Here is a 20745-nt window from a genome sequence, read left to right as displayed (position 1 = left end):
GGGGTTACTGACAACTTATCTCATGGAAGATGACGGGACCGTGAGGTCCCGTAAGGGTTTCCTATCCGATGACTCTGAGGATTTCGATGGTTGGATGTTCTCCCCATACGGATTTCGCTCGGATGGGTTTAGTGAGGCAGCCGTCACCCAAGGGATGGCATGCCTATTCTGTCCGATCGGCTTGTTATGATGTGGATAGAACGCTAATGGTTGGAGAAAGATTTTGATGAACCCCGCACATGAACTGCTGGAATTGTTTGAGCAGTGGGGGGAGCAACCAGATGGGAATCCCTTGAAGGGTCGTGGATTCCACAAAAATGAGGACGAAGCAGTTGACGACCACCTCCATGCGATGTGCCTGCTGGCAGCGATGAAGAACTGCGTTGATGACCTCGAACGCGGAGGTTACCGCGTCAAGTCATTCAGGCGCAGCTTCCGTCTCTGGACCAAGGCCGTGATGAATTACCCTCACGCCTGGAACACCAACTCCAATAGCGCCATCTTCAGTGTGCACGCTATGGACACGTTGGAGAACCTGGCTGCGGCTATTGACGGGCATCTTCCGACACCGACTCCGGAGCGTATTGCTGAGATTATGTCGTACTTGGACGATGTCGTCTCGTTGCTGGGGGACGACGAATCATTGTCTCCCGAACTTCGACTTCACGTGTCGAAAATCGTCCAGATGATTCGGGGATGCATCGCCGAGGAGAAAGCCTTTGGTGAAACCGACCTGAAGCAGGCCCTGTATGACCTTTGGGTTGCCCTTTACGCGGCGGCAGGCCAATCGGAAGGGGAGGAGCAACGTAGCCGTTGGACTGCGATGGCCGAGGCGATCTACAAGCCGGCTGCCGCTGGCTTTATCGGTTCGATTCCGGGCCTCGCCATTGGTGCTGCTCAACTCGTTCAGGGATAACCCTTCTCCGGTACCCCCGCAGTTATCTGTGGTGACCCACACGCACGTTATGCGTGGGCTACATGTTCGCTGAGGATGCAAACATGGACTGCATGACGAAGCACGGCAGTACTCCACGGTCCGATCTGAAAATCTGGTCGGAAGGGCTCATGTGGGTCGAGGCCGCCGAGATGCAGTGTGCCCGCCTCCGGCGGGCGTCCGCCTTCAACTCCATTGCGCAGATGGACGCGGCGCAACGGTTGTTAACTGGAAAGCAACCACAGATGTGCGGGGATGCGGACGTACCCGCGCTCGTACCCACCGTGGCTCTACAGACGCAGCAGAGAGCTGAACGGACGTTCCTTCTATCGGCGATCAACAATGTGTTCCGTTCTCAGGACCGCCTGACCGAGCTTCCAAAGACCGCCTTTGAAGAAGAGCTAGTGCTGAAGCATCTACGGAACATCTCTGAACATTGGGATGAGTATGGGCGATCGGCGCGGAGCATTATGGAAACAGAGCACGCACGCGAACTCAGAAGATCGCCATCCAGCACAACAGTTGGAGGGCGATCTCCTTTTAAAGCCTTACACGGAAGACTTCGTGCCCCTGCGTTTTGCGGTTCATGCGAATTTTAGTGACTATTAGAGCACCTGGCGGCCGAGGCCGATGGCGATTGTTAGCGGCCATGAAAAACTGCCCATAGGCGGCCACGGAAATGCCCACTGACGGCCAGTAAAACTGCCCAGCGGTGGCCATGAGATCTGCCCACTTCCTTACTGAACCTGCCGCGTCTTAAGCGGCGGGGGCCTCTCCCCGGGATTTGATGACGGTGTCTAGACGCACCAAGTCACCCCCGGGAAGAGGCCCTGTATGAAGCATGACGGAGAAATCATGGAAATTCTTGCTGCCTACGATCTGACCGGATCGTTACGCGCCACCGCCGAACTCACGGGCTGCTCGCACCACACTGTAGCCAGGCATGTCGCCGCCCGGGACGCCGGCCGGCCGATCGCCGAACCCGCGACCCGGCCCCGAGTCACCGATGCCTACCTGCCCAAGATCGAAGAATGGATCGAGGCGTCCAAAGGCAGGATCCGGGCCGACAAGGCCCACGAGAGGCTCATCGCTCTGGGCTATGCGGGTTCGGAGCGGTCCACCCGCCGGGCGATCGCGCAGGTCAAGGCGGCCTGGCGGCTGGGCCACACCCGCGTGCATCGGCCATGGATCACCGAGCCCGGGATGTGGCTGCAGTACGACTTCGGCGACGGACCACGGATCGACGGGGTAAAGACCATCCTGTTCGTGGCCTGGCTGGCGTTCTCGAGGTTCCGGATCGTAATCCCGTTGCGGGACCGGACCGCGCCGAGCGTGTTCGCCGCACCGGACCGGTGCTTCCGGATCCTGGGAGGCGCACCGACCTATGTCCTCACGGATAACGAGAAAACCGTCACCACCGGCCACGTCGCCGGGGTGCCGGTGCGGAACCAGCAAACCCTCGACTTCGCCCGGCATTACGGGATCAGCGTGCTGACCTGCCAGCCGGCGGACCCCGCCACGAAAGGCGGAGTCGAAGCGTCCGTAAAACTGGCCAAGGCAGACCTCGTGCCCACAGACACCAACCTCCGGTCCGACTACAGTTCCTTTGCCGAGCTCGAGGCCGCCTGCCAGGTCTTCATGGACGAGGTCAACAACCGGGAACACCGGGCGACACGGCGTAAACCCGCCGCGGTCCTGGCCGAGGAGCAGCCCCGCCTGCACCCGATCCCGGAGACCGCGCACACGGTCGCGTTCGGACTGGCCCGCACGGTCCCGGAGAACACCCCGATGGTCACCTTCGAGAACGCCCAATACTCCGTGCCCGCGCAGCTGCTCGGAACCCGCGTGTTCGTCCGCGCCCACGGCACCGGACCAGACGAACACGTCATCATCGTCCACCATGGCGACGCCGGTCCCGTCGAGGTCGCCCGCCATCACCGGGCCCGGCCCGGCAGCCCCGCCATCAACGATGAGCACTTCCCCGGGACCAGGAGCAGGATCCCGGGCGACTACCCAGTGAAGGCACGCAACGCCGGTGAGGCCGAGTTCCTGGCCATCGGCGAGGGCGCCAGGACCTGGCTGCTGGAGGCCGCGGCGGCCGGGACGGGGCGGATGAACGTGAAAATGGCTGAGTCCGTGACCCTGGCCAAAATCGCCGGCGCCGAGGCGGTGGACCGGGCCTTGGGCGACGCGGCACTCTACGGCCGCTTCGCCCACGGCGATCTGGCCTCGATCCTGAACGCCAACGTCAAGCGCATCACCACCCACTCCGCAGACGAGACGAGGTCACTGACCCAGGGCACCGGCGCCTGGGCAGGCCTGGGTGCCGGATCCGGAGCTGCGAAGGAGCAGAGCCGATGAGCCCGGTCAGCACCACGAACACCACCGCCCCGCCCTTGCCGGCCGAACTTGAAGCGCTGATGCGGCAGCTGAAAATGCCCCACGCCCGCGCCTTGGCACCGGAACTCATCGCGACCGCCCGCGCCCAGCGCTGGGAACCAGCAGAGATCATCAAGGCCCTGTTCACCGAAGAAGCAGCGGGCCGGGCCCGGTCCATGCTCGCCACCCGACGCAAAGCAGCAGGCTTCCCGACCGGGAAAACCTTCGACGCCTGGGACCCCGGGGTCTCGTCCATTCCCGCGCCGACCCAGCAGGCACTGCGGACCTTGGAATGGATCGGACGGCGGGAGAACCTGGTCGTCTGCGGACCGTCCGGCACCGGGAAAACGTTCTTCCTCGAAGCGCTCGGCCAACAAGCCGTAGAAGCCGGCATGCGCGTGGCCTGGTTCCGGCTCGAGGACCTCGGCGCCCTGATCCGGGCCCACCGCACCGACGACAGCGTCACCCGGGCAGTGGCCAGGATCCTGCGCGCCGAACTCGTCGTGATCGATGACATCGGGCTCCTGCCGGTGGCCACCGACGCCGCCGAAGGCCTCTACAGGGTCGTGGATGCAGCCTACGAAAAGCGCTCCGTCGCGATCTCCTCGAACCTGCACCCGGCCGGCTTTGACGAACTCATGCCCAAAACCCTCGCCACCGCCACCGTGGACCGGCTTCTGCACCACGCCCACGTCTGCCAAACGAGCGGCGATTCCATCCGCCTCACCCAGGCCCTCGCCGGAAAAGGAGTCACCCAACTGAACTGACACGACCCGACGATGGCCAACCCCGCCGAAACCTTCAGTGGGCAGATCTGTTGGCCATCACCGGGCAGTTTTACTGGCCACCAGCGGGCACATTAACTGGCCGCCGGTGGGCAGAAACTAATGGCCATTGACAGGCGATGTCAGTTGTGAAGAACAACGCCATCCACGTCTCCGAAGGCAAAGGGTCCCGACCTCGAGGCTCGCTTCGCTGCCGCGCCCACGAAGTCGACGGCCTGCCAGGCTTCGAAGGGTTCCAGCTCCTGCGCCCGGTTTAAGAGCGAGGAACGCTACTTCCTCGTCACCACCTGAGCCAGCGAGAAGGACTACGAGAACTGGTACGGCGGCCAAGCCGGCGAACACCGCGGCGGTGACCGTGCCCCTGTAGCCACCGGAGCGGACCTCCTCGAATTCGAAACCGACGCGCTGTACACGCGCTTCTGGGAGCCACTGATGGCGGCCACGACCAAAGGAATGGCCGCCACGAGTGCCTCAAAAGGATCGTATGAAACCGAACGCGGCCTGAATCCGAAACGGCCGTTCACGACACAACACCATGGCCCGTGTCCGGGAGCTATGTTCTGCCACGGTCGTTAGTGGATCATCCGTATTTTGGAATGCTAAGAAATTCCAACGGAGTGGCACTTCTATTGAGCCATCCCCTCACGCTCTGGACATGTCCAGAGCACAGGAGTTCAATTGATTCAAGGGTTCGTGCTGCGATCAGAACGTGGCATTTGCCTCTGGCGCGGCCGAACCGAGGGTGATCGGACTACTCGGGATGGCCCATGAACAACAACAGTATCCGCTCGGGTCAATCGCCGGCGAAACGCGCGGTGAGTGCTTTCGACTCCTTGGCCCTCCCGTCCCACCTGAGCCTGGAGCGACTGGTCAAGGTCGTGGAAGATGTCCGGCATCGTCCTATCGAAATTGAGGCCGCGGGATTTCTGAACGATGGGTCGGTGTGCGGACTATGGCTTTCTTCGGACGAAGTCGAAGTCATCTTGCATGCAGTCAGCCCGTCTGGGCTGCACCGGCAGCAGTTCGTGCTTCACGAACTGGGGCATATGGTGTTGCGGCACGATGAGGTCGTCGTTCCGGTGGATTATGTCGGCGTTCTTTTCCCGAACCTTCCGGCAGGTTTCGTCCGTCGTGTTCTGGCGCGTACCAGCTTTAGTGATGAGCTCGAAGCGGCTGCGGAATGTCTCGCAGACCTCTTCGCCGCAGCGATCAGGAACAGCGCGAGAGAGCCAAGGTCCTTCGAGAAGGTATTCGGATGATCCAGGTTGTGGCCGCGGTTGTGATGTGGCTTCTCGTCATTTCTCTATTGCCAGCAACAAGACGGCGGGACCACAGCGTTTTAACTGCCGCCGTCACGATCGCCGTGGCAATGACCCTCAACATCGACCCGCTCTACACGAGCCTTGACGCGGCTTCTGCCGGACGGAACTACGTTGACCTCTTGGCCAATGTCTCCATGGTGGTGGGCATCTACTTTCTCTCGAAGGCGATTATCCGAGCAGCCACCCCAGAAGACGCTGGAGAGCGACGAGACACTCTGGGAGCCGTATTCCTGGGCGTTGTGATCCTTGGACTGGCCTCCAGCTTTAGCTTCATCACCACGCACGGAAGCTCGACGCGTTTCATGCTTGAATACGGCGATCAGTTCCCAGCTGCGTTGTACTCAGCCATCCAGTTCGTGTACATCGGTTACGTGGTCAGTGTCACTGGAGCTACGTGCTTTCGATTCCGTGCCGGCATGTCGACACCCTATTACCGCGTGTCATTCACGTTCATTGGAGTCGGCTGCGCGCTGGCCGTGCTGCTTGTAGCGCTTGTCCTTGTCATGGACACACTGCACTTGCAAGGCCATCTCCATGCTATGCATGCGATATCGCCCGCGTACGACGCTACAGTGATCGCAGCCATGGCGTTCCTTTGCGTGGGCCTGGCGATCCCGCCCGTTGCACGGCGTATTCTTCGTCGCAATAGGGCGGCGACTGAGGACGACTTGGTCCATGGCCTCCGAGGAGTCTGGGACAAGACCGCCGGGTTGCGGCAGGACGTTCGCCTCCCGCTTGGCGTTGAGGCGCTAACTCAGCAGGATCCGGGACTGAAGCTCCATCGGATGCTAGTGGAGGTGCAGGACGCTCTTCTCGTTGAGCCAGGATTAGCGATTTCCTTGGATATCCGCGAGCTTAGAGTATTGAGCGCTGCAGAGAATTATCTGGCTGGACCAACTGACCATGGAACAAGGGCGCGGAAGAGAAGGGGCGAGGGGACGTCATGACGGATAATGGCGCCAACGTCTCCGAGACGCCGCAGTCCAAGTTGGCCCGGAAGCTCAACTTGCTCCTCGATCTCTATGAAGCAGGTAGCACAGAGACCCTGACCTACCCAAAGATCAGTAGGCACATGAGTCAGCGGGGAACCCCTCTATCGCGATCTCGTTGGGCTTACATGCGCAGCGGAGATAGTTCACTGGCTACCGATGCCGCACTGTTAAGAAATCTGGCTGAGTTCTTCGGGGTTGACCGCAACTACCTCCTTGACGATGCTGGGGAGATTCCGCGGCTAGTGGATGCGCAGTTGGAGCTTCTTCGGGCCTTGCGGGAGTCGCGCGTGCGCAATTTCGCCGCCAGACAGCTGCAAGGGATTTCTCCCGAAACATTGGAGAAGCTCCGCCAGGTGATTGACGACCGAAGGAAGCAGAACGGGGAGAACGGTGTCGGCGGCTTATAGGCGGCCGTCCATCGGTGCCGGGCTGACGATGGGTTTGGTCGCGTTGCTTGCGGGTCTCGGTGGATCTGCATACTTTGCGCGCAGAGTAGTCGTACCCAAATTCAGCCGGCGCGAGGACCTTTACATTCGGTCTGTGTATCTCGGTAGCGATGGGCAGCTTTTCATTGAACTGCCGGCAACCACCCACACCAAGGCTGCTGGACGACACAGCTTATGGTTTGCGCAGGGGACCGGCCATGCATGCTTGGGTCCAGTGGTTGAAACCAGCGAGGGCACAGGCTCACTCACCCGCGTGGTGGAGCGCGTGGACTCCGGAAACCTTGCACAAGCGGCGGCAGGGATCTGGAGTGGTTACGTGTACTCCGAACCCGAACAACTAGGCCTGCCATACCGAAACGTTGAGATTACAGTCGACGACGGGGTGGCTCCGGCCTGGAGGTTCGACTCGCCCCATTCTGACAGGGCTGGGACGTGGGCGATCCATATCCACGGAATGGGGGGCCGGAGAGCTGGTTGTCTTCGAGGCATACCAGTCGCCAGACGTCTGGGACTGACCTCGCTGGTTGTCTCGTTCCGAAACGACGGCGACGCATCGCCGTCGTCCGATAAGCGGTACCGACTCGGCGAAACCGAGTGGCGCGACGTCGAAGCGGCTATCAATTATGCCGTTGCCGAAGGCGCAAAGCGCATTGTGATCTTCGGGTGGTCGTTGGGTGCGGCCATAGCACTGCAAGCGGCAGCCCTATCAGCGCACGCTCCTCGAGTAGTAGGGATGGTTCTCGACGCCCCTGTCCTTGACTGGCGCACGACGCTGCGTGCTAATGCAAAGGCGGCTGGGCTGCCTCAGCCTCTCGTGCAGTTGGGCTTCGGCATTCTGGAGTCGAAAACGCTTCGGTGTGTGACAGGGCTCTCCGAGCCGATACGCCTGGACGCCCTTGATTGGCTGGCACGGGCGGAAGAGCTGAAGAAGCCGATCCTCATCCTCCATGGCAGGAAGGATGACACCACCCCATTCGAAGCATCCAAAAGGGCTGCGACGGTGCGGCCCGACCTCGTCAGCTTGGTGGAATTTGAGTCCGTGGGCCACTCACTCGAGTGGAATTTCGACCCCGATGAGTGGGAGCACTCCGTTGAGGACTGGTTCCACGGCCTCGCGTTGGCTGACGCTAGTCCTGAACAAACGGTGGCGTCGTAGGAGGCATTTGCACTGAGTATTGCTCGGCCAACTCGATGAGTTGGCTCTCAATGACCGAGGGCTGGGCGGAGAAGCGCTCGCCGTCCAAATCATTAACGAGGCCGGCTGACTCGAGGAGCTTGAGATGGCGTCGAATGTTGTTTTTGGAAGTCTGGAGCTCGGACGCCAAAACCGTACGGCTGGCCGGCCCGCTCCTTATCAAGATGCGAAGTATCTGGGTGCGTGTTCGGTTCATCAGGACGGATGTCGACATGCAAACCACGGCTCGGGGTGAGAAGGTTAACAGACTGTAGACGGGTCTACAGCAATAGGATACGCCTGCAATCATCCGCACAACAGATTCAGGCTGCGATTGATTGTGTCGGTACCGCGCTCGCGGAATACTGATGGCGAAGGAGCCATATTTTGCGGAGATAGGCGATCGGAAGGTGGAGCATGTCGGCGAAAGACGCTAGCCGCAAGGGCGAGCTACCGCAGGCAACGCTCGCGCGGCGATTAAACCTCCTGTTGGACGTGGTTGTTGCCGAGAGGGGATCGCCGGTTACTTTCAGGGAAATTGAGGCCGGGCTCCAGGCTCGGGGTGTCAAGATCTCACGCGCCAGGTGGTTCTACATGAAGGATGGAACTGGACGTCTGGTCAGCGATCCTCAGTTGCTCACCGCCATCTGTGAGATGTTCGACGTCGATCCTTCCTACCTGCTCAACGGCGTGGAAGGCGACATTCCAGAACGCATCGATTCACAGCTGGAGTTTGTGAAGTCGTTGAGGGCGGCCAGAGTGAAGTCGTTTGCCGTCAGGACGCTGGGGGATGTCTCCCCGGAGACGTTGCGCGCTATCTCCGAGTATCTAAACAAGGACATCGACCTTCACCCGCGTGGAGAAAGGGCAGCAGCTATTCCTCCAGGACATAGCGAAGGTGAGCATCCAGCAGCTCTTTGATGCGAGCCGGATTCGCTGAGTACCGCGGGGAACGGCCGTGGCGGCGCCCGGCCGGAACGTCGACGACGATCGCCCCCACCTGCTCCAGGGCGACCAGATGCTTTGCGACACTTGGTTCGCCAGCGCTCACGGAATCCACGATGTCGCCGCGCGTCGCAGGGCCGAAAGTCGTCAGAAACCTCAGTATCTCGTTCCTAGCCCTGTTTCCAAAGGTGGCCACCGCTGCCTCGACGTCGGGTGACCAGGCGTCGTCGTGAGGCTGCGTAATCCGTGGCATGGCTCAATTCTTGCCGAACAACATGAAAAAAGTAAGAACCGGACTCTTGACGATACTTAAAGTATCTTTGACAATAAATTTTAGATGCTTTGGTTTGTGGCTGAGTCGGCTCGGCCGCGATAACGTCGCCACTCTGCGGCGAACGTTCGAGAACAGTAGCTATGCGAAGCGGTGAGGGCGATGAGCCTAAACGACAAGATTGAGCAGGCCGAACAACTGCAGTCACGTCCCGGAACGGTGGACATCTCGCTGACTGATCCACCGGAGCCGATGTTGTCCGTGTCCATTGACCAGATGATGGGAGCGGTTGAAGGGGTGCGGCGCTACGTCGTTTCGCACTTGGCTCATATCGGGCGGTCATGCGATGTTGACGACGTCCTGCAGGACATCCGTGTGGCTGTCTGGAATGGCGTAGCAAGGGGGAGCTACCGCGCATTGCCTGGTGTCCCTTTTGAAGCATGGGTCCAGGGCGTGACGTCGAACATCTGCGCCGCCCACACCCGCCGCGAGCTCAACCACAAGACGCTGCCTCTGTTGCTCGACCCCACGGGCGACGAGGTTTCGGGTTCATGGGGACGCCTCTCAGCCATCCTCATAGCGCAGGATAATCCCGAAAACCAAGAGATCATCGACCATGAGTGGGCGGTTATGGTCCTGCAGTTGACTCGAGAAGCTGTGCCGGCACCGACGTGGCGGATGGCCGTTGAGAGCCTCACGGGGCCTCGCCAATATGCGCTCCCGACGCCGCGCGACCGCCGTCGTTGGAACGCTGTGACTGCTGTGCGTCAGACGGCGAAGACAGTCAGCCTGGCACTGGATGTCACCCCGGGCAGTGTTGGCGATATTGGTCAGCTCTGTCAGCGTGCGGTTGAGTGCCTCCCAAGTGTCCTCCTTCGTGAGGTCGCCAACGCAATAGTTCTCCCCGACATCCACGGATTGGAACGGCAGGCAGCGATTGCTCGACTGGCCCGGAAACTGGGCGTCACCGATCGCTACGTTGCTGTGCAGATCGGCACGGCGCGGCGGCTCTACCAAACGGCTTGGCGCGTGGTCCGCAGGGCGGCCTCCTTCTAACCAGCTTCCATCCGCAGCTGGCAAACAATGCCTAAGAGGTGGTGATCATGAGCATCCGCAAGGCCAAGGGGGTTCGGGCTCGTTTAGACCGATGGGTCTTGGGGCTGACGATACTTCTCTTTGTTGGCTCATTAGCTCTGCTCATCGCACTGCCGTCCAAGGGGCCAACCACGGGGCCGCCGGCGGCTACTCCCGTAGCTTCGGCCCCCGCGCGGAGCACATCTGCTGCGGCGCCGCGGCCGTCGGCTAAATCTTCTGGAACAACGAAACCGTCGACTGTTTTGCCTGCGCCTAAGCCGACCGACTTTCGCGCAGTTGCCTCTGCCTCTGCAGAGGCTATCTACACCTGGGATACAAGGACCTCGTCCTACTCAGAGGTCTACGGCCAGATGCGCGACCTTTGGGTTTTGCTTCCGGATGGTTCCAATCCTTGGACCGTTCTGGTTCAGCAGTTTGAAGCTACGGGCGTAAACGCTGGATCGTTCGTGGCCTTGGCGGGCCAAGGGGCCTTTCGTGAGGCGAAGTCGGAGTCATTGATGTGCGACGAACAGCTGGTCAAGGTGCGCGAACGGCCCGCTCCGTGGCCAGGGCTGCATGTCTGCACCGTGCGACTCTCTGTCGCGGACCACACATCGACAAGTACCAACTCGTACTCCGCACCCGTCAGTGTCATGGTTAACTGTCCTCCGGCTCCGACAGCACCTGCTGATCGTTGCGTGATGGTCGCGTTCTACGCGTCATCCGACCGAATCGTTTACTGATGCCTCATCCCGGACTTGCGGTCCTTCTCGTGCGACGACGCACCTTTTTTAGGTTGGTCGGGGCTTTCGTGGCGGTGGTCGCGCTCGCATTTGCTGTGGTTGCCAGCGCGGTGGCGGTTGTTTTGGTGGGGGATCGTCCGACGGCGTCTGTCGCCTGTGTCCCTAGCGCTGAGGCTGGTGCTCGTGGCGACCCCGAAGTGCTCGACCTGCCAACCGGCGTTGGAGTCGCCGGCCTGTCGGCGGCCCAGGTGAATGTCGCCAAGGGGTACGTCTTGGTCGGCAAAGGACTCGGCTTGCCGCGAGAGGCACTGGTCATCGCCATCATGATGTCTTTGCAAGAGTCCAGTCTCCGGATGCTTGCCAATACCAACGTCCCCGATTCCTTTAACTACCCACACGATGGAGTCGGCAGTGATCACGACTCCGTCGGCTCGGCTCAGCAACGGCCTGCCGCTGGGTGGGGGAGTGTCCAAGAGCTGATGAACATCTCTTACAATGCTCGAGCCTTTTACGGCGGTCCGACGGGGCCGAACCATGGAAGCCCTCGAGGGTTGTTGGACATCCCTGGGTGGGCCTCCATGAGTAAGGGGCAGGCTGCACAGGCGGTCCAGGTTTCAGCTTTTCCGGAATTGTACGACCGATGGGAGCCGCAGGCGTCGACGATTGTGGATGCACTTAGTGGGAGCCCGCCAGGTCCCTCATGTTCGGACGCCCCCTCTGTGATCACCGACGTCGTCTCGGCTGACGGTCTAAGCCAGATCCGCCAGGACATTCTTCGCTTCACCAAGCTGGGGGTCGGTGGCGCCTACGTTTGGGGCGGTACGGCGTTTAAGGCGTGGGACTGTTCTGGCTTCGTTCAGTGGATCTACCAGCAGGTCGGAATAGAGCTTCCGCGGGTCGAACAGTGGCGAGTGGGGCGAATGACGGAGAACCCGCAGATTGGCGATTTGGTCGTCCAGAATCCTCAGGGGCCAGACAATTGGGGACATGTGGGTATCTACGCCGGCGATGGGCTGATGTACAGTGCGCTGAATCCGTCCGTTGGGACTCTCCTGCACCCTATCGAATGGAACTCGGGAACCGCCTACTTCGACCTCCTGGAATGAAGCGGAAAAGGTGACCTGGTTGACGGACGCTTTCGGCCAAGAGGCTGTTGCAGAGCGAACTTCGCTGCTCGGCTGACTTTGGGCAGCAGCGTTCTCTTACACACAATCAACAGTTTTGTGGATCGCGCGGTTGCTAGCGAAGTCGAAAAGATGTCCCGGATTGTTACGTCATCTGCATGGACGCAGGACAGTGCTGCTCCCTTGTACTCATCAAACTGCCGGTTCTGGCCCGAGTGATTCATTCCGGGCCGCGCGATGGGTTCGAGAAGCCAGTCCACTCCTGAGATTGTCGGGCCTAGTTGCCTTTGACAGCCCCCGTCAGGTGGGCGCTTGTGGAGGCTGCGTTCTTAATATCGTCAGTGAAGAGCTGCAGCAGAGACAACACATTCTCATGAAGTATCAAGAAGTCGTCGGCTCTAAGCTCCATGAACTGTCCGTGGGCGATGGTATTTCGACGATTGACGAGCTCCTCGTCAATCATTTTGGATCGCGTCGAGTACTCCGAACGTAACGGGAGGCCAAGCCGTCCAATCACATCGGACAACACTTTTGAAGAGAGGTTGCTTTGGGTTTGGACAAGATCCTCGGAAAGGCGAGCTTTTCCCTCGAAACCCTCAATAATGAACTTAGCAAACTCGTTATGAACCGCAGGCGTTGAGGCTTGTTCCATGGAAGAAATCTTGGTTTTTAGGGCGTTGCCAAGGAACGCTGCGCTTAGCTCAGAGTAGGTAGGATGCTGCGTGTTCACGTACCTTATGTACAGCTGTGCGACGTTCTTTACCCAGCCCTCCCAGTGGGCGTAAAGAAGGAGCACGCCCGACCTCAGGTTGGCGGTCTGGGTTGACCCAGTTGATTGCTGGACGAGCTTTCGGGCGGTGGTGAGTTCGTGCTTCCGCCATGCCGTTTCTTCCGAAATTGCGTCTTCTAACGCCTCAATCGTGCGTATCTTTGCCATTACGAACTGAGGATCTCGCGTCCTTTGGGAACCATCAACCGCAAGCGAGCTTCAGTAGATTTGCCTGTTGCGAACTTCTTGATCATCTCCGGTTCGTTCCAAAATTCGATCGCTGCGTCGCGTAGATCCGACCTAGACGGCGTGCCTTCCCTGAGTAGGTAGCCGAGGGCGATCGCTAGCGCCTCAAAGGACGTGTTCAGGAAACCTCCTGTGAACTTCTCCTTCTGCGCATCCCATCGTCGGAGGATGTCCTCATCTGCGCTCTGGAGGCGATCGAATGTCTCCGCGAAGGACGCACCAAGTTGATCTTTGACATCATCAGAGAAGGATTGGGCCAAGTCGGCAGAGAACTCCTCTAGCTCGTCTTGGAAGTTCCGGATAGCAAAAATTTCTTCGTTTGACTTTGTGTGCAAAAACAAGAATCGGAGCGCAAGTTCCTCATCATATTTTTTTGCTTTATCAGCGTCGGGCAACCGCAATAGGGAGACGAATGATTCGCGGTTGGCGAGCTCACTTAGCCATGCAACAAAAGTAGGATTTACGCCGACCAGCTGGGCATTGCGTATCTCTTGGTTTGACAGCTTGGATCCGAACGAGTTTAGCCGTTGGAACAGATCGAACTTGGTTTTCGGATCCGAACCTCGCTGTACGATCTTGAGATCAATTTTTGCACGCTTAATATCAAGCCTCTGCGCTGAAGTCAGGGAGGGGCGACTATCCGAATCCCATACTGCACCCTCTAGCGACGGCAGATACTTTGTAGCGCTCAGTTCGAGCGGTGGAAACTCATTAGCGTCGAGTAGGCCTTGGAGCTGCAGAAGAGTACTCACTCGTTGTAACCCGTCGACGAGTTCCCACTTCCCACCTTCATCCTGGACTACGAATATCGATGGCAGCGGTATGCCGATAAGTATGCTCTCGATCAGTCGTGACTTTTGGGAATCGTCCCAGCGAAAGAGCCGCTGGAACGGCGGACTGATGACCAACTCGCCGTCCCGGTACAGATTCGTGAGCTCACCGATGCTCATTGGATAGCCATCCGTGTGAATGGTACGACGGGCGGCCTCGAGTTCCGTATCAAGATTTGTCATTTGAGATGGCTTGCCAATCTTTGACCCAAGTGTCTCTCGGGAGGGGATGAGATGCCTTCGATGCTATCTCACTCCTCGCTGTATGCCGTTGCGTGTGATCGGCCTGCTGCCAGCCTTCGGGCAACGCCGCAGCATCGAGCGTTCACTGCAATGTTTGTCGACATGAGAGGCCATCGCATCCATGGCTGTTGTTTCCGGGGCTGAGTAGCCCCATCCACTTTCTTCGTGGCGGCTAGGAAGACCTGGAAGTGGGGTCGTTACGCGTTCCATGCCATTGTTCTCACGACTAACCCTCTGAATCGGTGAATGACGCATTAGCTCAGCCCGGCAGCACGTTACCCCTGCTTCTCCTGCCAGCCCTGCCGTGTATCTTGGCCGCCGGCATGGTTGCACTCAGGTCGTATTCGTGCACCGTGAGGAGGCCGTCCTTCAGGCGCCAATTAGTCCAGCGTCGAGCTTGCACTCGCCTGCAATGCGACGCGAGTTCCAAGCGTGCACGTTATCTGCCCCATGCGGTTCGACTCGAGGCTTTTCTCCGTTGAGTTGACGCTTGACGAGGTACCGGTCAAGATCGAGTCGGAGGCGCCAAGTAAACCGTCGAAGTGCGCACCAACTTTTAAGGATGGACTATGACCGGGACCCCCGCTTTCGTTGAACCTCAAGAATTTACTGTGGATAAGCTGGAGTCCGGTGAGGTGGGCGGCCTGAATGACTTCTTGGCGCTAGTCAAAAAAGGTACCCCTTGGCGTATTTCGACCGAGCACCTCATACGATTGAATGGCAACAGTAGGCGCGGTAAGATCGTGAATCAGGATATCAATGAGAAATTGAAAAACCGCGGTCTAGTTTGCAAGCCAGCGGTGGATAACGCCGACTACTATGGTCATGTGTTTATTTCAGATCCAAGGGATGAATTACCTGAGCCTGAAACGGTGGCCTCGCTTCCAATTTCCGCATTTCGTGGCGATTGGCCAACCCTGATCTCGTGTGGTCCTGAAATGTCGGCCAAGAAAACACAAACATTTATGATTAGCGATGATCTTTCGCAAATCCCTGTTCTATCCCAGGATAAGAAGACATTGCACGGCGTCGTGACGTGGCGCAGTATCGCGCAGTACCGGGGAAATCTGGACGATGCGAAAGCTAAGGATGTGATGGGTCCACGGAGTCATGTTGCATCTTCATCCGACGATTTCTTGGACCTTGTTGACACCATCATTGCCCAAGAATTCGTCTTATATCGAGCACCAGACGGTTGCGTCGACGGCATCGTGACTGCTAGTGACCTTGCACAAGCTTTCAATGGAACGGCTGGGATATATATCCAGCTGCAGGAGCTTGAAAGTCGGATACGAATTCTCTTGGACAAGTCACCCATTCCGCAACTCAGGGGATACCTCGAGCCCAGGCGGCGAGATATGAGTAAATTCCGCGGGGCGACTGACATGATGTTTGGAGAGTACCTTGCCGCGCTTGAAGACAAAAACATATGGAACGCGACCGGCATTGAACTTGACCAAGGAGTATGCATCAATCTACTCAAAAAAGTCCGCGATGTTCGAAACGGAGTCATGCACTTCAGCTCGGGGCCGGACGACGAGACCGACTTGGAGTCCAGCAATAAGCATGCAGTTACACGAGCCCTCCGTATCCTGAGGGCAACACCGCTCAGCTGACCCACCGAGGTTGGCGATGCCTATGTTGGCGTTTCACCCACACCCCAGAAGAGGAGTTTGCTGTTTTCGCCCCTCATTCCGAGTCATAGGTCGGTTCTTTTCACGAAGCCGCGGGACGAAGGCCACCGTCATGTCGTTGCCGCATTCACCACCCATGAAGTCGTGAGCTCAATCAGCTCATTCCATTGGAAGACGACTGGATGGAGCACCAGATGTTTCTGGCAGCGGTGGATCCTGGGATCACACCAAACGCGAATTTCCCTTTTCTTGAGTCGTTGAAGCAGATCGGCGGGGGCATTCTCGTCGGTGCCTTCATCGTGATCGCTATCGTGGCGATCATCGGAGCCGCGATGCTCCTGGCCGGCAAGCTAAGTCAATCTTCGCGGCTTGCATCCGGCGGTGGTGTGATCCTGCTGTGGACTGGTCCGGTTGCGGCCATCCTCGGTGGGATCAACGGTTACATCCTCTGGTCGCAGACGGCATTCCCGCTCGGTTTCTGAGCAGCCATGCCTGTCGACTGCGACCTCAATGGCTGGTGGCCGCCAGGATGCGGACTTGTTTCCCAAGCGAACGACGGCATCCAAGGCTCCATCACATCCATCTTCGCCAACGTCCTGCAGAACATCGCCTCATGGATGTGGGGCTTCATCACGGGCGCCTTCACCGTCTCCGAGGTTGACGACTCCCAATGGACCGCCATCGGAGGACTGACCAACTGGTGGGTCATCGTCATGATGACCCCGCTCGTCGTGGTGATGATCATTCAGCTCCTGTCTGGGCTGCTCAGCCAACAACCGCGACGACTCTTGCGTGCTCTTGTCGGGGGAGCGGCAGCGGTCCCGCTCGTGGCCGCGGCCGTGTACGTCGTCCGTCAGCTCACCCGAGCCAGCGACCAAGCTTCCGCTGCACTCCTGGAATCGATCGGCACAGACCCCTACGTCGTGTTCATGCGCCTGTTCGGCTTTGAAAGAGCCGCTGCCGGCTCTGACCGTGAATGGAATGTCGTCTCTCTCGCTCCGGGTAATCAGGGCGGCGCCGTCGGCGGAGCCGTAGTCACGGTCATGGCAGTCGTCGTGGTGTGGGTACTGGCGTTCATCCTCATGTGCTCGATGATTTTCCGCACCTTCGCACTCGCAGTCCTCGCCGCAGTAGCGCCCGTCGCCCTCATGATGCTGCCGTGGGAGAAATCCAAGGTGTGGGCCGGACGTTGGTGCGAAATCGTCGTTGCACTTCTCCTGGCTAAACCATTGGCCGCGACTGTTCTGGCAACCGCCATCAAGTTGTTCGCGGACTCGACATCGTTCGCGGGACTCGCTGCTGGCACCGTTGGCATGGTCCTTGCCTGTGGTGCTCCGTTGATGGCGCTCCGGCTCGTCAGCTTCGCGGGTGGGGAACTCGCCGCAGCAGCCCAGACCGCTGGCGGCGGACACGTCCTGTCTCGCGGCAACAACTTTGCCTCGCGACAAGTCAGTCGACAACTCGGTGGGAGAATGACGATCGCATCCATGATGGCCCGCTCCGCAATCTCACGGCCAGTTCCGTCGAGCCGTCGGGACATCCCCACTAGAGCCCTTCCGCCATCCGTGCCGCTGCCGCGGAGTCATTCAAGCACGACGCCGGTACACCGCTCGGGCGGCGATGTCGCCCTTCTGGAGGGGTCGCCGTCGGGCAGTTCCGACTCCAGCACCTCAGTCGTAAGGGGACAGGTGGTCCCTGACTCAAGTGGCTCCGCACCGTCGGCACCCACCAACCGCACTTCCGGGGGCACGGGAAAAGCACCATTCGCCGGTCAACGGCCAACCCCACGGGCGCCCGAAGTGAGGACTCCGAATAGCGCCTTGCCAGCGACAGAGCTGCCGCCGGTCAAGCACAAGGACGCCTACAGGCCACTACCTCCGGACAAGTCCAATGAGTGATGAATCGCGGGCACTGGAACCCGTCAAATTTCCCAGGTACGAACGGCGCGGAATCTTCATGGGGTTGAAGTGGTACCAGCTAGGACTGGTAGCCACAGGCGTTCTCGTGGCGATTATTGCCTCGGCCGCGGGCGGTCCCGGCGGCCTTGTAGTGACAGCGCCGATGTGGGTCTCGTTGGTCCTGATCGGTGTGCTCCAGTACTCACGGATTCCGTACCCGATTTGGGGCAGCCTTATCGTCTTGTTCTTCGTGCGGAGTGTTCTAGGGCAGACTCGCTATCTGGCGCGGCCAGAGCGCCCGGTCAAAGCCGGAAAGCTTGCTCTGCCCGGGGGTCTGGGCAACCTCAAAGTTCAGCCGCTTTCACGTGGGGAATGCGTGATCCTGGATGCCCCGGGCAAGGAGGCCGTTGTCGTGCTCCGTTGTAGTACCCGTTCCTTTGCTCTTCTCGACGACGATGACAAAGCTTGGGCTGCTCAAGCGTGGTCCCGAGTGCAAGCGGGGCTGGCCCAACGATCTGACATCGCCCGGATCGCTGTTCAGGACTATACGGTGCCGTACCCGTCGTCAGCGCTTCAAGATTTCTACGATCGGACAGTCACAGTTGCAGACGGCGAGCGCAGCTCGTGGGGGCAAGTTGCGTACCAAGATCTGATCTCTGCGGCCGGGTCTGCGATGAGTCACGATGTGTTGCTGTCGCTGGTAATTGATACGTCCAAGTCGCGACGACGTATCAAGGAGTCGGGCGGCGGGAAGAACGGGCTCGAACGCTTGCTGCGTCTTGAGGTCGGTGCGATCACGACGTCCTTGGCGACCCACGGTGTCAGGGTTGAGGAATGGTTGTCTGAGCCGAGGCTCCTCGACGTTTTCCGTGGAGCCTTCGATCCCGAGACCATCGCACGCGGGTCCTCGAAGTCCGAGCGTCAGCCCAGAGATGAGATACAGCCACTGCGTCAGAGTTCCGGCCCCATGGCTGTCGAGGAACACTGGACCTATCTCCGAAGCGACTCCGGATTCCACCAGACGTTCTGGGTCGCTGAATGGCCGCGACAAAAGGTGTATCCGGGCTTCCTTCACCCGCTCGTCTACGTTGGCGACTTCCGGCACACGGTAACGCAGGTCATCAGAACCGTGCCGACCATCGAAGCCCTGCGAGACATTCGCTCCGCCCAGGAGGCACACGAAACACGACGGCGGATCAACACACGTTTCGATCGACCCACGACGCGGGAGCAGCGTGCGGAGGAAGAAGAGGTCTCCCAACGGGAAGAAGAGATTGTCGCGGGACACGGTGATGTTCGGCCTACGGCTTTCGTCACCATAACCGCCGAGTCGTTGGAAGACCTGGCCCGGCATCGGCATGAACTCGAATCAGCGGCGGCTGGTGCGTTCGTTGAACTGCGGTTGCTTGCGGGCCAGCAGTGGGCCGCTTTCATCGCTGGGGGACTTCCCTTAGGGCGAGGACTGCGATGAGCCTCAAGAACCAAGAGGTGACCTATACGCCGTCGGGCACTCGGTCGGAGCGGAAGCTTGCCAAACAGGCCGCGGCTGCCGAGGCGACTCCACAGAGAAGGCGTCTGTTCCATAGCGATGAGGACAAGCGGGCGGAGCACCCGGACCGCGAGCGCCTTCGCGGCGACTGGGGCAGCAGGGAGAGCCATTCCCTTTGGGGGCCACATCGACTACGTCCGGCTCCGCACCGCGCATCGACCATGACGTTCGCGGCCGCATACCCCTTCATCACTGAGTCCGGCCTAGGCCATGAAGGAACCTACATCGGAACTGATGTCTTTGGCTCCGGCGCTTTCTCCTATGATCCATGGATTCTTTACGACAAGGGGATCATCAGTGGTCCGTCGATTGTCGTCATTGGGACCGTAGGCACCGGTAAGTCGATGTGCGGCAAGTCGCTGGTTGCAAGATCCATAACCTTGGGTAGAAAGGCTGCTGTTGCCTCGGATCCCAAGGGTGAGTGGGTTTCCGTGGCCAATGCCGTGGGCGGCAAGGTCATTTCTGTCGGCCCGGGCCGATCGGCGCGTGTTAACCCGCTCGATGCCGGACCGAGGCCAAGCTCGCTGACAGACACGCAGTGGAAGGCCGTCGTGCGGCAGCGGCGCCGGCAACTGCTCGTGGCTCTCGTGTCTCTCATGCGGCAGGGCACGCCGCTACATCCGGTTGAACACACGGCTTTGGACATGGCGCTGATGGAGACGACTGCGGAGAACTCGACGCCGACACTCCCCATGGTGCTGGACCATCTGCTCAACCCGTCCCCGGAAACCCTGGCTTTGGTTGGTAGGGATGGCGGCGTCGCTGTTAGCCACTCCCTGCGAAGGACCGTGTCGGGCGACCTGGAAGGTATGTTCGATGCTCCGTCCACGGTGGCGTTCGATGCCGACGCACCAATGATGGTGATGGACACATCAGCGCTGATCGGGGCATCGGAGCAGGCGTTGTCTTTGGCTGCCGCTTGCAGCGCAACGTGGCTTGAGGCCGCGGTGACGAACCCCGACGGCGGTAAGCGGCTTGTGGTGTACGACGAGGGTTGGCGGATGCTCGCCGATCCTTACATGTTGGCCAAGATGAGCGAGCAGTGGAGGCTCGCTCGCACGTACGGGATCGCCAACCTTCTGATCATGCACAAGGTGGCAGACCTCAACGAGATCGGTGACAGCACCAGCGGTCACCGGCAGAAGGCGCTTGGGCTGCTGACGGAAGCGGATACGCGCATCATCTATCGGCAGAAGCATGATGCCATGCGGCTGACCAAGGAAGCTTTGGGTTTGACGGAGGCGGAGTGCGACCACGTCGAGAACCTTCCGAAAGGGGTTGGTCTGTGGAAGGTGGGCAACCGCTCGTTCATCGTTGCAAACCGGGTGACCACAGATGAGCTTGAGGTCTTCGGTACTGATGATCGGATGCACCTGTGAGGACACGA

General features: G+C 59.5%; 19 protein-coding genes. 15 read left to right on the top strand and 4 right to left on the bottom strand.

The features are described from left to right. Positions 1 to 226 precede the first annotated feature (226 nt). From ACH488_RS05305 to ACH488_RS05275, 7 genes are all read left to right on the top strand, one after another. Positions 227 to 916 carry a hypothetical protein gene (locus ACH488_RS05305; RefSeq protein ID WP_397322728.1) on the top strand — a complete coding sequence of 230 codons (690 nt, stop codon included), beginning with the start codon at positions 227 to 229 and terminating at the stop codon, positions 914 to 916. Between the two features lie 852 nt (positions 917 to 1768). Then, positions 1769 to 3295 carry an IS21 family transposase gene (istA, locus tag ACH488_RS05300; RefSeq protein ID WP_397322726.1) on the top strand — a complete coding sequence of 509 codons (1527 nt, stop codon included), beginning with the start codon at positions 1769 to 1771 and terminating at the stop codon, positions 3293 to 3295. Continuing rightward, positions 3292 to 4080 (top strand): IS21-like element helper ATPase IstB, encoded by a 789-nt coding sequence (gene istB / locus ACH488_RS05295; protein WP_166187864.1) that lies wholly within the window; start codon positions 3292 to 3294, stop codon positions 4078 to 4080. The genes istA and istB overlap by 4 nt, the downstream gene beginning before the upstream one ends. Positions 4081 to 4865: 785 nt before the next feature. After that, complete coding sequence (locus ACH488_RS05290) at positions 4866 to 5357, top strand: hypothetical protein (RefSeq protein ID WP_397322724.1); 492 nt, start codon at positions 4866 to 4868, stop codon at positions 5355 to 5357. Further along, positions 5354 to 6367 (top strand): hypothetical protein, encoded by a 1014-nt coding sequence (locus tag ACH488_RS05285; RefSeq protein ID WP_397322723.1) that lies wholly within the window; start codon positions 5354 to 5356, stop codon positions 6365 to 6367. The genes ACH488_RS05290 and ACH488_RS05285 overlap by 4 nt, the downstream gene beginning before the upstream one ends. Next, positions 6364 to 6819: a hypothetical protein gene (locus tag ACH488_RS05280; protein ID WP_397322721.1), complete on the top strand. Its 456-nt coding sequence runs from the start codon at positions 6364 to 6366 to the stop codon at positions 6817 to 6819. Before ACH488_RS05285 ends, ACH488_RS05280 begins: the two co-directional genes overlap by 4 nt. 253 nt (positions 6820 to 7072) lie before the next feature. Then, entirely contained in the window at positions 7073 to 8014 is a 942-nt protein-coding gene (locus ACH488_RS05275) for an alpha/beta hydrolase family protein (RefSeq protein WP_397322720.1), read from the top strand. Here ACH488_RS05275 and ACH488_RS05270 read toward each other — a convergent pair. Further along, the gene (locus ACH488_RS05270) at positions 7986 to 8249 is read right to left on the bottom strand and encodes a helix-turn-helix domain-containing protein (protein WP_397322954.1); all 264 of its coding nucleotides are present in this window, start codon (positions 8247 to 8249) and stop codon (positions 7986 to 7988) included. The two genes, ACH488_RS05275 and ACH488_RS05270, sit on opposite strands and share 29 nt — an antisense overlap. 200 nt (positions 8250 to 8449) lie before the next feature. On the opposite strand from ACH488_RS05270, the gene ACH488_RS05265 reads away from it, so the two are divergent. Further along, positions 8450 to 8953 (top strand): hypothetical protein, encoded by a 504-nt coding sequence (locus tag ACH488_RS05265; protein ID WP_397322718.1) that lies wholly within the window; start codon positions 8450 to 8452, stop codon positions 8951 to 8953. Here the strand turns inward: ACH488_RS05265 and ACH488_RS05260 are convergent. After that, on the bottom strand, positions 8907 to 9230 hold the full coding sequence (locus ACH488_RS05260) for a helix-turn-helix transcriptional regulator (RefSeq protein WP_128397298.1): 324 nt from the start codon (positions 9228 to 9230) through the stop codon (positions 8907 to 8909). The two genes, ACH488_RS05265 and ACH488_RS05260, sit on opposite strands and share 47 nt — an antisense overlap. A gap of 180 nt (positions 9231 to 9410) precedes the next feature. Here ACH488_RS05260 and ACH488_RS05255 point away from each other — a divergent pair, with 180 nt between their 5' ends. Then, positions 9411 to 10304, top strand: a complete 894-nt coding sequence (locus tag ACH488_RS05255; RefSeq protein ID WP_397322716.1) for a hypothetical protein — start codon at positions 9411 to 9413, stop codon at positions 10302 to 10304. Between the two features lie 760 nt (positions 10305 to 11064). Then, positions 11065 to 12171: a C40 family peptidase gene (locus ACH488_RS05250; RefSeq protein ID WP_397322714.1), complete on the top strand. Its 1107-nt coding sequence runs from the start codon at positions 11065 to 11067 to the stop codon at positions 12169 to 12171. Positions 12172 to 12466: 295 nt separating this feature from the next. On the opposite strand, the gene ACH488_RS05245 is transcribed toward ACH488_RS05250, so the two are convergent. Together ACH488_RS05245 and ACH488_RS05240 are read right to left on the bottom strand one after the other, a co-directional pair. After that, a complete protein-coding gene (locus tag ACH488_RS05245; RefSeq protein WP_397322713.1) occupies positions 12467 to 13126 on the bottom strand; it encodes an MAE_28990/MAE_18760 family HEPN-like nuclease in 660 nt (219 codons plus the stop codon). Continuing rightward, positions 13126 to 14217 carry a DUF262 domain-containing protein gene (locus ACH488_RS05240; protein WP_397322712.1) on the bottom strand — a complete coding sequence of 364 codons (1092 nt, stop codon included), beginning with the start codon at positions 14215 to 14217 and terminating at the stop codon, positions 13126 to 13128. The genes ACH488_RS05245 and ACH488_RS05240 overlap by 1 nt, the downstream gene beginning before the upstream one ends. A 629-nt stretch (positions 14218 to 14846) precedes the next feature. On the opposite strand from ACH488_RS05240, the gene ACH488_RS05235 reads away from it, so the two are divergent. The 5 genes from ACH488_RS05235 to ACH488_RS05215 all read left to right on the top strand — a co-directional run bounded on the left by ACH488_RS05235 (position 14847) and on the right by ACH488_RS05215 (position 20737). Continuing rightward, the gene (locus tag ACH488_RS05235) at positions 14847 to 15893 is read left to right on the top strand and encodes a CBS domain-containing protein (RefSeq protein ID WP_397322710.1); all 1047 of its coding nucleotides are present in this window, start codon (positions 14847 to 14849) and stop codon (positions 15891 to 15893) included. A gap of 185 nt (positions 15894 to 16078) precedes the next feature. After that, a complete protein-coding gene (locus tag ACH488_RS05230; RefSeq protein ID WP_062096305.1) occupies positions 16079 to 16393 on the top strand; it encodes a hypothetical protein in 315 nt (104 codons plus the stop codon). Positions 16394 to 16399: 6 nt separating this feature from the next. Further along, positions 16400 to 17809: a type IV secretion system protein gene (locus ACH488_RS05225; protein ID WP_397322709.1), complete on the top strand. Its 1410-nt coding sequence runs from the start codon at positions 16400 to 16402 to the stop codon at positions 17807 to 17809. After that, positions 17802 to 19280 (top strand): SCO6880 family protein, encoded by a 1479-nt coding sequence (locus ACH488_RS05220; protein WP_397322708.1) that lies wholly within the window; start codon positions 17802 to 17804, stop codon positions 19278 to 19280. The genes ACH488_RS05225 and ACH488_RS05220 overlap by 8 nt, the downstream gene beginning before the upstream one ends. Next, a complete protein-coding gene (locus ACH488_RS05215; protein WP_397322707.1) occupies positions 19277 to 20737 on the top strand; it encodes an ATP-binding protein in 1461 nt (486 codons plus the stop codon). The genes ACH488_RS05220 and ACH488_RS05215 overlap by 4 nt, the downstream gene beginning before the upstream one ends. Positions 20738 to 20745: the final 8 nt, after the last annotated feature.

Source organism: Paenarthrobacter sp. NPDC018779 (genome assembly GCF_044391085.1).
Classification (GTDB): domain Bacteria; phylum Actinomycetota; class Actinomycetes; order Actinomycetales; family Micrococcaceae; genus Arthrobacter.
This window is presented reverse-complemented; position numbering and strand designations above follow the sequence as displayed.